Annotated in this window: 10 protein-coding genes and 5 tRNA genes; 6 read left to right on the plus strand and 9 right to left on the minus strand. The window is 74.6% G+C overall.

Annotation, left to right across the window (positions count from 1 at the left end; genetic code table 11):
* Positions 1–232: 232 nt before the first annotated feature.
* Together H1A17_RS30945 and H1A17_RS30950 are read right to left on the minus strand one after the other, a co-directional pair.
* Positions 233–307, minus strand: a tRNA-Val gene (locus tag H1A17_RS30945).
* A gap of 9 nt (positions 308–316) precedes the next feature.
* Positions 317–389: transfer RNA gene (locus tag H1A17_RS30950), tRNA-Gly, on the minus strand.
* A gap of 156 nt (positions 390–545) precedes the next feature.
* On the opposite strand from H1A17_RS30950, the gene H1A17_RS30955 reads away from it, so the two are divergent.
* Positions 546–782 (plus strand): DUF6458 family protein, encoded by a 237-nt coding sequence (locus H1A17_RS30955; protein ID WP_088646915.1) that lies wholly within the window; start codon positions 546–548, stop codon positions 780–782.
* A gap of 37 nt (positions 783–819) precedes the next feature.
* On the opposite strand, the gene H1A17_RS30960 is transcribed toward H1A17_RS30955, so the two are convergent.
* The 4 genes from H1A17_RS30960 to H1A17_RS30975 form a co-directional block, all read right to left on the minus strand.
* Positions 820–3,234: a tetratricopeptide repeat protein gene (locus H1A17_RS30960; RefSeq protein WP_240762701.1), complete on the minus strand. Its 2,415-nt coding sequence runs from the start codon at positions 3,232–3,234 to the stop codon at positions 820–822.
* Between the two features lie 174 nt (positions 3,235–3,408).
* Positions 3,409–3,480: transfer RNA gene (locus H1A17_RS30965), tRNA-Val, on the minus strand.
* Positions 3,481–3,493: 13 nt separating this feature from the next.
* Positions 3,494–3,564: transfer RNA gene (locus H1A17_RS30970), tRNA-Cys, on the minus strand.
* A 34-nt stretch (positions 3,565–3,598) separates the two neighbouring features.
* Positions 3,599–3,671, minus strand: a tRNA-Gly gene (locus tag H1A17_RS30975).
* 299 nt (positions 3,672–3,970) lie between these two features.
* Between H1A17_RS30975 and H1A17_RS30980 the strand changes: the two genes are divergently transcribed.
* On the plus strand, positions 3,971–4,570 hold the full coding sequence (locus H1A17_RS30980; RefSeq protein ID WP_145918578.1) for a TetR/AcrR family transcriptional regulator: 600 nt from the start codon (positions 3,971–3,973) through the stop codon (positions 4,568–4,570).
* Between the two features lie 118 nt (positions 4,571–4,688).
* On the plus strand, positions 4,689–7,619 hold the full coding sequence (locus tag H1A17_RS30985) for a M36 family metallopeptidase (RefSeq protein WP_194823548.1): 2,931 nt from the start codon (positions 4,689–4,691) through the stop codon (positions 7,617–7,619).
* A gap of 49 nt (positions 7,620–7,668) precedes the next feature.
* On the opposite strand, the gene H1A17_RS30990 is transcribed toward H1A17_RS30985, so the two are convergent.
* Positions 7,669–8,535, minus strand: coding sequence for a hypothetical protein (locus H1A17_RS30990; RefSeq protein ID WP_240762699.1), 867 nt, complete (start codon positions 8,533–8,535; stop codon positions 7,669–7,671).
* A gap of 204 nt (positions 8,536–8,739) precedes the next feature.
* Here H1A17_RS30990 and H1A17_RS30995 point away from each other — a divergent pair, with 204 nt between their 5' ends.
* The 3 genes from H1A17_RS30995 to H1A17_RS31005 all read left to right on the plus strand — a co-directional run bounded on the left by H1A17_RS30995 (position 8,740) and on the right by H1A17_RS31005 (position 12,375).
* Positions 8,740–9,408 (plus strand): methyltransferase, encoded by a 669-nt coding sequence (locus H1A17_RS30995; RefSeq protein WP_088646911.1) that lies wholly within the window; start codon positions 8,740–8,742, stop codon positions 9,406–9,408.
* Between the two features lie 9 nt (positions 9,409–9,417).
* The gene (locus H1A17_RS31000) at positions 9,418–10,590 is read left to right on the plus strand and encodes a cytochrome P450 (protein ID WP_194823549.1); all 1,173 of its coding nucleotides are present in this window, start codon (positions 9,418–9,420) and stop codon (positions 10,588–10,590) included.
* Between the two features lie 294 nt (positions 10,591–10,884).
* Positions 10,885–12,375 carry a SulP family inorganic anion transporter gene (locus H1A17_RS31005; protein WP_194823550.1) on the plus strand — a complete coding sequence of 497 codons (1,491 nt, stop codon included), beginning with the start codon at positions 10,885–10,887 and terminating at the stop codon, positions 12,373–12,375.
* 20 nt (positions 12,376–12,395) lie between these two features.
* Here H1A17_RS31005 and bioD read toward each other — a convergent pair whose 3' ends face one another.
* Together bioD and H1A17_RS31015 are read right to left on the minus strand one after the other, a co-directional pair.
* On the minus strand, positions 12,396–13,100 hold the full coding sequence (gene bioD / locus H1A17_RS31010; RefSeq protein ID WP_145922645.1) for a dethiobiotin synthase: 705 nt from the start codon (positions 13,098–13,100) through the stop codon (positions 12,396–12,398).
* 194 nt (positions 13,101–13,294) lie between these two features.
* Positions 13,295–13,588: aminotransferase class I/II-fold pyridoxal phosphate-dependent enzyme (locus H1A17_RS31015; protein WP_194823551.1), on the minus strand; the 294-nt coding region annotated here is incomplete at its 5' end.

Consider the following 13,588-nt stretch of genomic DNA (forward strand, 5'->3'; position numbering starts at 1 on the left):
CCGAGTACGCCACGATGGCGTTCCTCAAGGGCCTCAAGCAGGTCGACGGCTGGCAGGACATGCCCCTGACCAAGGCCGCCCAGACGGTGCAGGTGTCGGCGTACCCCGACCACTACGCCCAGTGGGAGACCCAGGCCGCCGACCTCGTCGCCCAGCACTGGAACAGCTGACCCGCAACGAACCGCCAACGCGAAGGCCCCGGCTCTGGTGAGCCGGGGCCTTCGCGATGCTCTGGTGGGCGATACTGGGTTTGAACCAGTGACCTCTTCCGTGTCAAGGAAGCGCGCTCCCACTGCGCCAATCGCCCGTGGTCGAGAGCGGACGACGGGATTCGAACCCGCGACCCTCACCTTGGCAAGGTGATGCGCTACCAGCTGCGCTACGTCCGCGTGCCGCCCGGTCTCCCCGGCGACGGGGTGAACTCTACCCCATTCCAAGATCGCCCGCCCGGCCGACCCCACCACTTCGCCCCGCCCGGCGATTGCCCTGCTCATCGACGGGGTACTGCATCCCGACAGCACAACCCCTGCCCCCAAGGAGCTGTCATGGGTATCGGAACGAGCATCTTCCTGCTCGCCGTCGGCGCGATCCTCACCTTCGCGGTGAACGCGAGCGTCGGCGGTGTCGATCTCGACGTCGTCGGCTGGATCCTGATGGCCGCCGGCGTTCTCGGCCTCGTCATGGTTCTGCTGATGCGCGGTCGCCGCCGTACGGTCACCACCGCCGAGCCGGTGGCGTACCAGCGGGTCGAGGAGCGTCGGGACGTCGCCCCGCCGCTGTGACGCGACCGGCCCGCCACCCCGCGACGCGGGGGCGGGACTACCGCGCGGCCGGCAGCGCGTCGAGCCGGCTGCGCACCAGTGCGGCGTCCGGATGGCCGAGCTGGTCGAGCACGTCGAGGGCCTGCCCCCAGGCGGTACGGGCCGCGTCGGGTTCGGCGGTGGCCTGGTGGCTGTCACCGAGGTGCATCAGCGTGACGGACTCGTAGTACCGTTCGCCGGTCTCCCGCCACAGCGCGAGCGCCTGCCGGTAGCAGTCGAGGGCCTCGCGGTGCCGGCCGAGGTGGTGGTGGGCGAAGCCGAGGCTGTCCCACGCGTGCGCCTCCCAGTAGCGGTTCCCGGTCTGCTGCTGCCGCACCAGAGCCTGACCGCAGTAGTCCAGCGCACGGGGGTAGTCGCCGAGCTGGATGTGGTACCAGCCGATGTTGTTGAGCGCGTTGGCCTGGCCCTGCGCGTGCCCGGCGGCCTCGAACAGGCGGTGCGCCCGTTGCGCGTGGTCGAGCGCCCGCCGGTGGTCGTCCTGCCGCTCCGCGAGGATGCCGAGGTTCAGTTCGGTCCGCCCACCGCCGACCCGGTCACCGAGTTCGGCGTACAACTGCCGGGACCGCTCCAGGTGCTCGCGGGCCTCCTCGTACGCGCCGAGGCGCAGGCAGGCGATGGCCCGGTTGCGGTGGGCGCGGGCCTGCCCGTCCCGGTCCCCGGCCGCCGTGGCGGCCCGCAGCGCCAACTCCTGGGCGCGGGACTGGTCCGCCCAGGCACCCACCCGGTCGAGGTAGGTGTTGACGCTCCACGCCAACTGCCAGGCGTGGGTCGGCAACCCGTGCTCGACGGCCAGGCCGATCGCGGCGAGCAGCGCCCGGTGTTCGGCGGCCAGCCACGCCCACGCCTCGTCCCGGTCGGCCGGCGTGGACACCGTGGTCCCGGGGTGCGCCACCGGCAGGTCGATGTCGTCGCGGTGCTTGTGCAGCAGCAGAGCGGCGGCGTACGCGGTGTGCAGGTAGTGGTCGAGCAGCCGGCACCGCGCCGCCCGCCGCAGCCCGGCGGAGTCGGTCGCCACGGCCAGCTCGACGGCGTACGCGCGGAGCAGGTCGTGCAGGGCGTACCGGCCGGGGGCGTGCTCGGTGAGCAGGTTCGCCCGGGTCAGCACCGCCAGCGGCCGGCGCACCTCGGCCGGGGTCAGGGCGGCGAGGCTGGCGGCCGCCGGGACGGACACGTCGGGCCCGGGGTGCGTCCCGAGCGCCCGGAACAGGTCGGCCGCCGCCGGGTCGAGACCCCGGTACGACCAGGACAGCACCGCCCGGACGTCGACGCCGGCCTCGCCGCCGCTGAACGCGTCGAGGCCGCCCCGGCTGGCGGTCAGCTCGGCGGCGAGGCGGGCCAGCCGGAAATCCGGGTAGGTGGCGGCCCGCGCGGCCACGATCGCCAACGCCAGCGGCAAGCCGGCCGCCGCGGCGACGATCCGGTCCACCGCCTCCGGTTCCGCCGCGACCCGGTCCGCGCCCAGCCGGCGGGACAGCAGCTCACGCCCCTCCGCCGGGGAGAGCAGACCCAGCGGCAGCGGGCGGGCCCCCTCGGCGGTGACCAGTCCCGGTAGCTGGTTGCGGCTGGTCACCACGACCAGGCATCCCGGCGAGCTGGGCAGCAGCGGACGTACCTGGTCGGCGTCGCGGGCGTTGTCCAGCAGCACCAGCACCCGCCGGTCGGCGAGCAGGCTGCGGTAGAGGGCCGCCTGGGCCGCCAATCCCACCGGGATGCGTTCCGGCGGCACCGCGAGCGCCTCCAGGAACCCGGCCACCGCCTCGGCGGGGCTCAGCGCGGGCGACTCGGGGTCGAAGCCGCGCAGGTCGACGTAGAGCTGCCCGTCCGGGAACCGGCCGGCGACCCGGTGCGCCCAGTGCACGGCCAGGGCCGTCTTGCCCACGCCGGCCGTACCGCCGATGGTGCAGACGGGGACGGTGCCCGGCGGGCCTTCCGGCTCGGTGAGCAGCGCGTCCAGGGCGGTGAGCGGGGCGGACCGGCCGGCGAAGTGCCGTACCGCCACCGGTAGCTGGCGGGGCACGGGCGGTGCCGGGGGCGCGGCACCGGCGGAAGCCTGCCGGCCCCGTTCGGCGCGGGCGGCGGCGGTGAGCCGGTCGTCGACCCGCGCCGCGTCCGCCGCGGCCAGCAGCCGCCAGTACGCGGCCTCCCACCGGGCCTGGTCGGTCAGCGCGGCGGGCAACCGGATGCCGACCTGCTCGGCGTACGCGACGCAGGCGCCCAGGTAGCCGGTGACGAAGTCCCAGTCCGGCAGCGACTTGGCGTTGAGCTTGTCGCTGAGGGTGGAGCGGGCCAACGGTCTGCCCCGGGCGGCGGCGACCGCCACCAGGGAGTTCAACGACGGCCCGCCCGCCTGCTGGCGCAGGTGGCGCAACTCGTCGACGAACGCGAGCAGCGCCTCCCGGCCCGTCTCCCCCACCCCACACCCACCCGGCGTCGCGATGTTCCGCTGGAAGAATCGGAGCCAGGATAGCTTGACATCGACGTACGGCGATGACCCGAAGCGTGGTCTGCGGTGGGCCGGGGTCGACACCCTGGCACGGACAGCAATAGGGCCACCTTCCGGTGTCGGAAGGTGGCCCTACTGACCGTGTGGGCGATACTGGGTTTGAACCAGTGACCTCTTCCGTGTCAAGGAAGCGCGCTCCCACTGCGCCAATCGCCCGTGCTTGTTACCGAGGTGGGGACGGGATTTGAACCCGCGTACACGGCTTTGCAGGCCGTTGCCTCGCCTCTCGGCCACCCCACCGAGGTTGCCCCCGTCATGCGTGGCGGCAGCTCCGAGCGGACGACGGGATTCGAACCCGCGACCCTCACCTTGGCAAGGTGATGCGCTACCAGCTGCGCTACGTCCGCTTGCCTCCGGGACGACACCCGGTGACGGATGGAAACTCTAGCCGAGCGGTCTCACCGATGCCAAATCGGGGCCGTCGACGGCGCGTCCGGTCGCCGGGGCGGTGACCGGCGCCACCGCCCCCAGAGCTTCCTAGGAGAGTTGGTCGCCGGAGGTGGGGCGCGTTGCCCACACCCCTAGTGAACAGGTCGGAAAGGTAGCCGACTCGCCGGAAGGACGCTGTCCGGCTTCCGACTGCCGGCAGCCGGATCGGGCGGGTCGGTAACTCCCTGTGCTCGGTTCGATAGGTTACCGTAGCGGCGTGACGAGACGTGCCGCCGCCGATGTCCGCCTGGATTCCCTGCTGCGCACAGCCTGTGACGTGATCGTCGAGCGTGGACTCGCCAACACCCGCACCGCCGACGTGGCCGCCGCCGCCGGAGTCAGCCAGGCGCTGGTCTTCTACCACTTCGCCACCAAGGAGCGGCTGCTCGCCCAGGCGTTCGCGTACGCCGTCGAGCAGGAACTGTCCCGGCTGGACGCGGTGCTGCGCTCCGCCACCCCGCCACTGACCAAGCTCCGGCGCATCCTGCGCCTCTACACCCCCACCGGCCGGCCCTGGGCGATGTGGATCGACGGCTGGGCGGAGTCGTTGCGTACCCCGGAACTGGAGAAGGTCTGCCGACGGCTGGACCTGCGCTGGCGGGAGGACCTGGCGACGGTGATCTCGGCCGGGGTGGCCGACGGGACCTTCGACTGCGCCGACCCGGCCGGCGCCGCCTGGCGGATCAACGCGGTGATGGACGGGCTCGCCGTCCAGCTCGCCGTGCACGAGCGGGTGATCTCCCGCCGGCAGTTCGGCGAGTGGATCCGGCTGGTCACAGCCCGGGAACTGGGGCTCGACCCCGCCCAGCTCGTCTGATCCGCGCACCACGCGCCATTGCCCCCGTCCGGTCCGCCTGGTATCCACGTATGCGCATGCGTTACCCCGCCTGCGCCGGGTCGGCGTCCCGCCGGTCCCGCTCCCACAAGGAGGTTCCGTGGCCAGACCGGAGTGGACACCCCGAACGAGCCGGCACCGACGCCGGCTCGTTCCCGTACTGGCGACCGCCGCCGTGGTCGCCGCCCTGCTGCCCGGCGGGGGCACCGCCACGGCCGCGCCGGGCGACACCGCGGCCCCGGCCCCGGGCCGCTCCGGCTCGTTCGCCGACGACCGCCACCAGGCCGCCGACGTCGACAACCGCACCGGTACGGCCGCACCCGACGCCCGCCAGCGCAGCCTGGCCCGGTCCACCGGCGCCCCGGTGCGCTGGAACCGGCTCGGCACCCCGCACGCCCTCGGCCCGGCCCGGCTCGCCACCGGACTGCCCGCCGACCCGGAGGCCGCCGCCCGGCGCTACCTCACCCAGCAGCGGGACCTGTTCGGGCTCGACGCCGACGCGGTCGCCGCGCTGGACCGGCTCCTGGTCCGGCCGATCGGCGACGGCGCGGTGGTCACCCTGCGGCAGCGCTTCGGCGACCTGCCCGCCGGCCACGACGGGCTGGTCACCGTCGCGGTCGCCGACGGCACCGTGCTCTCGGTCAGCTCCTCGCTGACCCGGGACGCCTCCGCCCCCGCCCCGGCCACCCGCACCGAAGCGCAGGCGTACGCCGACGCGCTCGCCGACGCCGGCCTGGACACCGGCGCGGTGGCCAGCCACCGGGTACGTCCGGTCGCCGTGCCCACCCCGGTCGACGGCAACCGGGCCGCCTACGAGGTGACCCTGATCGGAAAGGACAGCGACCACCCGGCCGCCTTCACCACCTACGTCGACGGGATCACCGGGAAGGTGCTGGTCCGCGAGGACCTCGTCGACTTCGACTCCGACAACCCGAGCTGGGCGGTCTACCCGGCCACCCCGCCGCAGGACCCCGCCCCCGGGCAGGACCCCCGGGTCCGCTGGTGCGGCACCCCCGCACCCGACTGCGCCGCCGCCTTCCGCGACCCGGCGAGCGGGCAGCCCTGGGACGTCGACCTGACCACCGGCACGCCCACCGGCACCACCCGGGGCAACTCGGCCAACACGGTGGTCTCCTGGGGCGCCGGCAGCCCCATGGTCAACGCCCCCGACCGCCCGGACCGCCGCTACGAATACCCGTTCACCGACCAGTGGCACCAGGCCCGCTGCAACCCGGCGGCGTTCACCTCCGCCCAACGCAACGACGCCGACGCCGCCACCGCCAACCTGTTCGCCATGCACAACCGGATGCACGACTGGGCCTGGCACCTGGGCTTCACCGAGGCCACCTGGAACCTCCAGGCGGTCAACGTCAGCGGCGCAGGGCTGGGCGGCGACGCCGAGCAGGGCCGGGCCCAGCAGGGCGCGCTGAGCGGCAACCGGAACAACGCCAACCAGTCCACCCCGCGCGACGGGCTGCCGCCGAGCACCAACATGTACCTGTGGCAGCCGCAGGCCGGCGGGCCGTACCCGCCGTGCGTCGACGGCGACTACGACATGACGGTGATCGGCCACGAGTACACCCACGCCATCACCAACCGGATGATCGCCGGCCCGGACAGCGGGATCAGCGGCCACCAGGGCGGGGCGATGGGCGAGTCGTGGAGCGACCTGCTCGCCGCCGAGTACCTCTACGAGCACGGCCTGCGCGCCCCCGGTGAGACGCCCTTCGTCACCGGCGGCTACGTCACCGGCAACCTGGTCAGCGGCATCCGCAACTACGACCTGAGCCGCAGCCCGCTCAACTACTCCGACGTCGGCTACAACACCGCCGGTCCGGCGGTGCACGCCGACGGGGAGATCTGGGGCGCGACCAACTTCCGCATCCGCGCCGCCCTGGTCAAGAAGTACGGCCTGGGCACCCCGCAGCGGCAGCTCGACTGCGCCCAGGGCCGGGTGGCCGCCGAGAACTGCCCCGGCAACCGGCGCTGGGTGCAGCTGGTCTTCGACTCGTTCCTGCTCCAGGCGGCCAGCCAGGTCAGCATGCTCGACATGCGGGACAACCTGCTCACCGCCGACCGGCTGCGCTTCGGCGGGGCCAACCAGGAACTGATCTGGGCCGAGTTCGCCCGCTCCGGGATGGGCCGGGACGCCGCCACCGTCGGCGCCGCCGACACCGACCCGACGCCGAGCTTCGCCAGCCCGGCCGGCGGCAACGCCACGCTGACCCTGCGCCCCCGGGGCGACAGCACCGACGCGCCGATCCGGCTCTACGTCGGCGACTACGAGGCGCGGGCCACCCCGGTCGCCGACACCGACCCGGCCACCCCGCTGCCGGCCACCTTCGAGGCCGTCGCCGGGACGTACCAGGTGCTGGCGGTCGCCCCCGGCTTCGGCCACCAGCGCCTGGAGGTGGTCGCCAAGGCCGGCCAGCAGGGGTACGTCGACCTGCGGCTGAACCGGAACCTGGCGTCCACCGCGTCGGGGGCGACGATCACCGGGGACGGGGTGAACCTGGACCGGATCGGCGACGACACCGAGGCCACCAACTGGGCGTCGCTGACCGGGGTGGCCGGTAGGCAGGTCACCGTGACGCTGCCCGGCGGCACCCCGCAGCCGGTGCAGCGGGTCACCGTCAGCGCGATGCTCCGCCCGGCGATCACCGGCGACGCCGACCCCGGCGCGCAGAACGCGCTGAGCGCGCTGCGGTCGTTCGCGGTGTCGACCTGCGACGCGACCACCACCGACTGCGCCGACCCGGCCCGCTGGACCCGGGTCTACACCAGCGCCGACGACGCGTTCCCCGGCGGGAAGTACCGGGCCTACAGCCGGGACCTGATCGCCCGCTCGTTCCGGGTGCCGGCCACCGTCGCCACCCACGTCCGGCTGGAGGTGCTGGCCAGTCAGTGCACCGGCGGCCCCGCGTACGCCGGTGAGCAGGACGACGACCCGGCGACCCGGACCGACTGCGCGACCGCCAGCCCGGCGCGCGACCAGGTGCGGATCGCCGAGTTCCAGGTGTTCGCGAAGTGAAACCCGCCGGGGCCGGGTGGTGGCGCCACCCGGCCCCGGCGGCCCCCGATCACCGTCGGACGGTGGTCCAGCGGACGGGCCGACGCACCGGGACGCTCTCGGCCTCCCCGCCGTCGGACGCCGTCCGGGTGAGCTGCCGCAGCCGCATCAGCAGGCCGACACCGAGGAAGAGCAGCAGGCCGCCGAGCAGGAACGCCGCCTGCACCACCCCGAAACCCCCGCTCTGGTTGGCCGAACGGTTCGCCGCAGCCGGTGGCGGCACCTCGGCCAGCGCCTCCTCGGTCGGTTCGGTCTCCTCCTCGGTCGGCTCCAGCACCTCCTGGGTCGGCTCCGGCGACGCGGTGGTCGGCTCGGGTGCCGCCGTGGTGGGCGGTGGGGCCGTGCCGACGACCTGCCGGGTGGCGGTACGCCGGGCGAGCAGCCGCAGGTTCGGGTCGTACGCCTCGGCGGCCATGGTGATCCGGCCCCGGGTGACGTCCTCGGCGAAGGCCACCCGGTAGGTGGCGGTGACCGTGCGGTCCGGGCACAGGGTGCCCGGGTCGAGCTGCCGGTCGGTCAGCCGGGCCACGTCCCCCTGGGCCCGGATGTCCAGCGGGAACGAGCCGGTCTCCTCGACCCGGTCCATCTTGACCTGGTCCAGTCGCAGCCCCTGCACCGAGAGCACCATCGACCAGCGGACCTTCACACAGCCGCCGTCGCCCCTGTTGGACACCACCGCCGAGACCGTACGCACCTGGTCCCCGGCGGTGAACTGGGCCGGCAGGCCGCTCAGCTCGGTGGCGAAGCGGTCCGCCGCCGACGCCGGTGTCGGCCCGACGAGCGCTGTCCCCGACAGGCAGGTCAGCACCGCCCCGACCCGTAGCGCGTTCCGCCACACCATCACCACCGCCTCGCTCCTCCCGTCGGTCTTGTCCACTCGCCACGCTATGAGCACGATGGGGAAGCCGGTAGACGGGCGTGTTCGCGCCGATCGGCAAGTACGGTGCGGGTTAACACCGACAGTGGTGAACCGGTCACCCGTCACCGCCGACACGCCGGGCGACGGTGTGGGCCAGCCCGCTTTCCGCGGGCGGGCGAGGGGCGACCACGCCGGCCGTCGGGCGGCTGACATCCTGGGCGGGTGTCCGAACTCTCCGCGGCCTTCGTCCGGCTGCACGCCCGGCTCGCCCCGGTCGCCTTCGTACCCGAGGTGCGGTTGCACCAGGCCGACGAGCCGATCGGCCTGTGGGAGCTGACCGAGGGCGAGTTCCGCAGCTCCCAGCCGCCACCGTTCTGGGCCTTCGCCTGGGCCGGTGGGCAGGGACTGGCCCGGTACGTCACCGACCATCCGGAGACCGTCGCCGGTCGCCGGGTGCTCGACCTCGCCTCGGGTTCCGGCCTGGTCGCCATCGCCGCCGCACGGGCCGGCGCGGCGGCCGTACGGGCGGTGGAGATCGACGAGCGGGCCGTCGCCGCCGTCGCCCTCAACGCCCACGCCAACGGGGTACGTGTCGACGCCGAACTGGCCGACGTGCTCGACGGCGACGCCGGGGACGCCGAGGTGCTGCTCGCCGGGGACGTCTTCTACAGCGAGGCGATGGCCCGCCGGGTGCTGCGCTTCCTGCTGCGGGCCGCCCGCTCCGGCGCCCGGGTGCTGGTCGGCGACCCCGGCCGGGCGTTCCTGCCCCGGGAACGGTTCCGCGAGCTGGCCGGCTACGACGTGCCGGTGCCGGAGGCGTTGGAGAGCGTCCGGGTGAAGCACACCACGGTGTGGGAACTGGACCCCGCCCCGCCGGGGGCCGCCCGCTAGCGTGACCGGGTGCTGTTCCGGGGGTGGGAGGCGTCCGTCGACGAGCCCTGGCCGGACGTGGCCACGGTCGTCGACCGGGTCGGCGGCGTCCACCTGGTGGTGACCCGGCACGCGCTGGTCCGGCAGGTGCTCGCCGACCCGGTGACCTGGCGACCCGACAACGCCCTGGACGCGGTGACGCCGATCCCGGTGGCCGCGCTGCGGGTGCTCACCGCGCACCGGTTCCGGCTGCCGCCGACGCTGGCGAACAACGCCGGCCCCAGCCACCCGGCGATCCGGGCGATCGTCGCCGAGGCGCTGCACCCCGACCGGGTGGCCGCCCAGCGACCGTGGCTGACCGCCCTGGTCCGGGCCCGGGTGGCCGCCATCGCCGCCGAGCTGGCCGCCGGTCGGCCGGTCGACCTGCACGCCCGGCTCGCCGCCGACCTGCCGCTGCTGGTGCTGGCCCGGCTGGTCGAGCTGCCGGACGCCCCGGTGGGCGCGGTGAAGGACTTCGCGCGGGCGGCGCTGGAACTGTTCTGGGCCCCGCTGGACGCCGACCGGCAGCAGCGCCTCGCCGTCGAGGTGGGCCGGTTCCACGCCGTACTGCGGGAGTTCGCCGGCACCGGCGGCGGCCTGGCCGGTCGGCTGCGCGCCGCCGGGCACCCCCCGGACGTGGTGGTGGGGGCGCTGTTCTTCCTGCTGGTCGCCGGCCAGGAGACCACCAGCCAGTTCCTGACCCTGCTGCTGCACCGGCTCACCGGCGAACCGGGGGTGCGCGCCGGGCTGCGGGCCGGCACCGTCGACGTCGCCGACGTGGTCGAGGAGGGCCTGCGCCGGGACCCGCCGATCGTCACCTGGCGGCGGGTGGCCGCGACCGACACCCGCCTGGGCGGTACGCCGGTGCCGGCGGGCAGTTCGGTGCTGCTGTGGCTGGCCCGGGCCGGCTGCGACCCGAAGGTGGTGGCCGACCCGGCCGGGTTCCGCCCGGGGCAGCGCGGGTCGCGCCGGCACCTGGCCTTCGGGGCGGGGGCGCACCGGTGCGTCGGCGCGCAGCTGGCCCGGCTGGAGGCGGCGGTGGTGGTCGCCGAGGCGGCACCGCTGCTGGACGCGGTGACGGTGGTACGTCCACCGTGGTGCCCGGACAACCTCACCTTCCGGATGCCCGACGCCTTCGTGGTCCGCCGCAACCCCATCCCGTAGCCCCGCCCGAACGCCGCTCACCTGCGGAAACAGGCGTAACCCCCACTCCCCGGCAAGGGTTGAACCCCACGTGACGCCCCGCGCCACACCAACCCGGGAGGTCCACATGCACCCCACCCCCTTCCCCTCCCCTCCTCCCCCGGTCCCCCCGCCCTTTCGAGTTGATCAAGAGGTTCGGGTCAGCTCAGAGATCAACGTTGACGTAAACCTCTTGATCACCGGGGCGGGTGGGGTGCCGTCAGGCGGGGACGGGGTGACGCGGGCGGGTGGGGTGGCGTTGGGGGGTGGGAGACGGTGAGGTGGGGGGTGTGGCGGCGTGACGTGCCGGCGTCGCTGGTGGTGTTCCTGGTCGCGTTGCCGCTGTGCGTCGGGATCGCGGTCGCCTCCGGGGTGCCCGTCGAACTCGGGCTGGTCACCGGCGTGGTCGGTGGGCTGGTGGTGGGGGTGATGCCGGGCAGCAGCCTCCAGGTGAGCGGGCCGGCCGCCGGGCTGACCGTGCTCGTCGCCGAGGCCGTGGAACGGTACGGGCTGGCCGGCCTCGGCACCATCGTGCTGGTCGCCGGCCTGCTCCAGATCGGGCTGGGGCTGCTGCGGCTCGGCCGGTGGTTCCGGGCCATCTCGGTGGCCGTGGTGCACGGCATGCTCACCGGGATCGGCCTGCTGCTGGTCGCCGGGCAGCTCCACGTGCTGGCCGGGGCGGACACGCCACCGACCGGGCTCGCCGGCTTCACCGGACTACCCGCCCTGGCCGGCGAGCTGACCGGCTCCGGCACGGCGCAGGTGTCGCTCGCCGTCGGCGCGGCCACGCTCGTGGTCATGCTGCTCTGGGACCGGCTCCCCGGCCGGCCGGGCCTGGTCCCCGGCGCGCTGGTCGCCGTGGTCGCCGCAGCGGCGGTGAGCGCCGCCCTGCGGCTGCCCGTCGACACGATCACGGTGGAGGGGATGCTCGCCGCGCTCACCCCGTCGCTCGGGCACTGGACGGCCCTCACCGACCCGGGGATGCTCGCCACCATCGTCACGTTCGCCCTGGTCGCCTCGGCGGAGAGCCTGTTCAGCGCAGCGGCCGTCGACCGGATGCACCAGGGGCCCCGGACCGACTTCGACCGGGAACTCGTCGCCCAGGGCACCGGCAACACGGTCTGCGGGTTGCTCGGCGCGCTGCCGATGACCGCCGTCATCGTGCGCAGCTCCGCCAACGTACGGGCCGGCGCGCGGACGAAGGCGTCCCGGGTGCTGCACGGCGTGTGGCTGCTGCTCTTCGTCGCCGCCGTACCCGGGCTGGTCGGGTTGATCCCGATGCCCGCGCTGGCCGCCGTGCTGGTGCACGCCGGGTGCAAGCTGCTGCCGTGGCAGGCCCTGCCCGAGTTGTGGCGGGAACACCGGGGCGAGGCGGTGGTGCTGGTGGTGACCGCCGTCGCGATCCTCGGCACCGACCTGTTCACCGGCGTGCTCGTCGGCCTCGGGCTGGCCGTGGTCAAGACCGCCTGGGAGACGTCCCACGTCCGGGTCACCGTGCACGACGACGTCGACCCGGTGCACGTGGCGATCACCGGCAACGCCACGTTCCTCCGGCTGCCCACCATCCTCACCACCCTCGACGGGCTGCCCGACGACCGGCGGGTACGGCTGGACCTCGGCGGCCTGCGGCACGTCGACCACGCCTGCCGCACCGCCCTGGACACCTGGATCGAGGCACAGAACCGCGACGCCGACGTCGGCGTGCAGGTCATCGCCCCACGACCGGCGCAGGACGACCGACCCCGGCCGGTCCCCGCCACCGAGTGAGGGCACCGGCGGCGGACCGGTCAGCCGGCGTCCTCGGCCCAGGTCCGCCAGTCGTCGAGCACCCCGTACAGGTCGGGGGTGAGCCAGCCCGGGGCGGACCGGCGGAACACCCCCGGGTCCATCGCCCCGGCCCCGGCCGGCAACGCGCCGAGCAGGTTCGGCACCAGCTCCGTCAGGTTCGCCCAGTGCACCAGCTGCGGCTCCGCCGGCCACGCGCCGATCACCACCCCGGCGGGCACGGCCCGGCGCTCCAACGCCTCCAGGGTCAGCGCGGTGTGGTTGAGGGTGCCCAACCCGGCCCGGGCCACCACCACCGCCGGGGCGCCCAGCGACACCGCCAGGTCGGCGACGGTCCACGCCTCACCCGACGGACGCAGCCCCATCGGCACCAGCAGCCCACCGGCCCCCTCGACGAGCACCAGGTCGTGCTTGTCGACCTCCGCGCGGATCGCGTCGACGGCCGTGTACAGCTCCAACGGCTCCAGCTCGGCTACCCGGGCCGCAGCCAGCGGGGCGAGCGGGTCGGGGTAGCTGGACAGGGTACGACCGGTCAGCGGGGCGGCCAGCCGGGTCACCGAGTCCACGTCGCCGGGCTCGCCGGTGGCCGTACCCGTCTGGCCCGGCTTGACCACCGCGACCCGCAGGCCGGCGGCCTGCGCGGCGGCGGTGATCGCCGCCGTCACCACCGTCTTGCCGACCTCGGTGTCGGTCCCGGTGACCAGCACCGCACCCTTCCACCCGCTCACGGCACTACCTCGGCTCGCGACTGCGGGGCTCGCAACACCGGCTCACTCCTCGCGCTCACGGTGCCACCCCGGCTCGCGACTGCGGGGCTCGCACAACCCGCTCACTCCTCGCGCTCACGGGACCACCCCGGCTCGCGACTGCGGGGCTCGCAACACCGGCTCACTCCTCGCGCTCACGGTGCCACCCCGGCTGGGGGCGGCGGGGCGCACTCCACGATGGTCTCCAGGGCGTGTTCGAAGTCCGCCCGGGTGACCCCGGTCGAGAGGGTCAGCCGCAGGCGGGAGCGGTGGTCCGGGGTGGACGGTGGGCGGAAGCACCCGACCGCGACGCCCCGGGCCCGGCAGTCGGCCGCCCAGGCAGTGGCGGCCTCCGGGCCGGGCGCGGTCACCGACACCACGGCGGCGTCGGGGACGGACACCGGCAGCCCGGCCGTGCCGAGGCGGCGTACCGCGTAGCCGGCCCGGTC

The organism is Micromonospora sp. S-DT3-3-22 (assembly GCF_015354745.1).
Classification (GTDB): Bacteria; Actinomycetota; Actinomycetes; order Mycobacteriales; family Micromonosporaceae; genus Micromonospora; species Micromonospora wenchangensis.

Excerpts from the sequence above, each read along its gene's own strand:
- H1A17_RS30955 (WP_088646915.1), top strand. The coding sequence starts at position 546 with ATGGGTATCGGAACGAGCATCTTCCTGCTCGCCGTCGGCGCGATCCTC.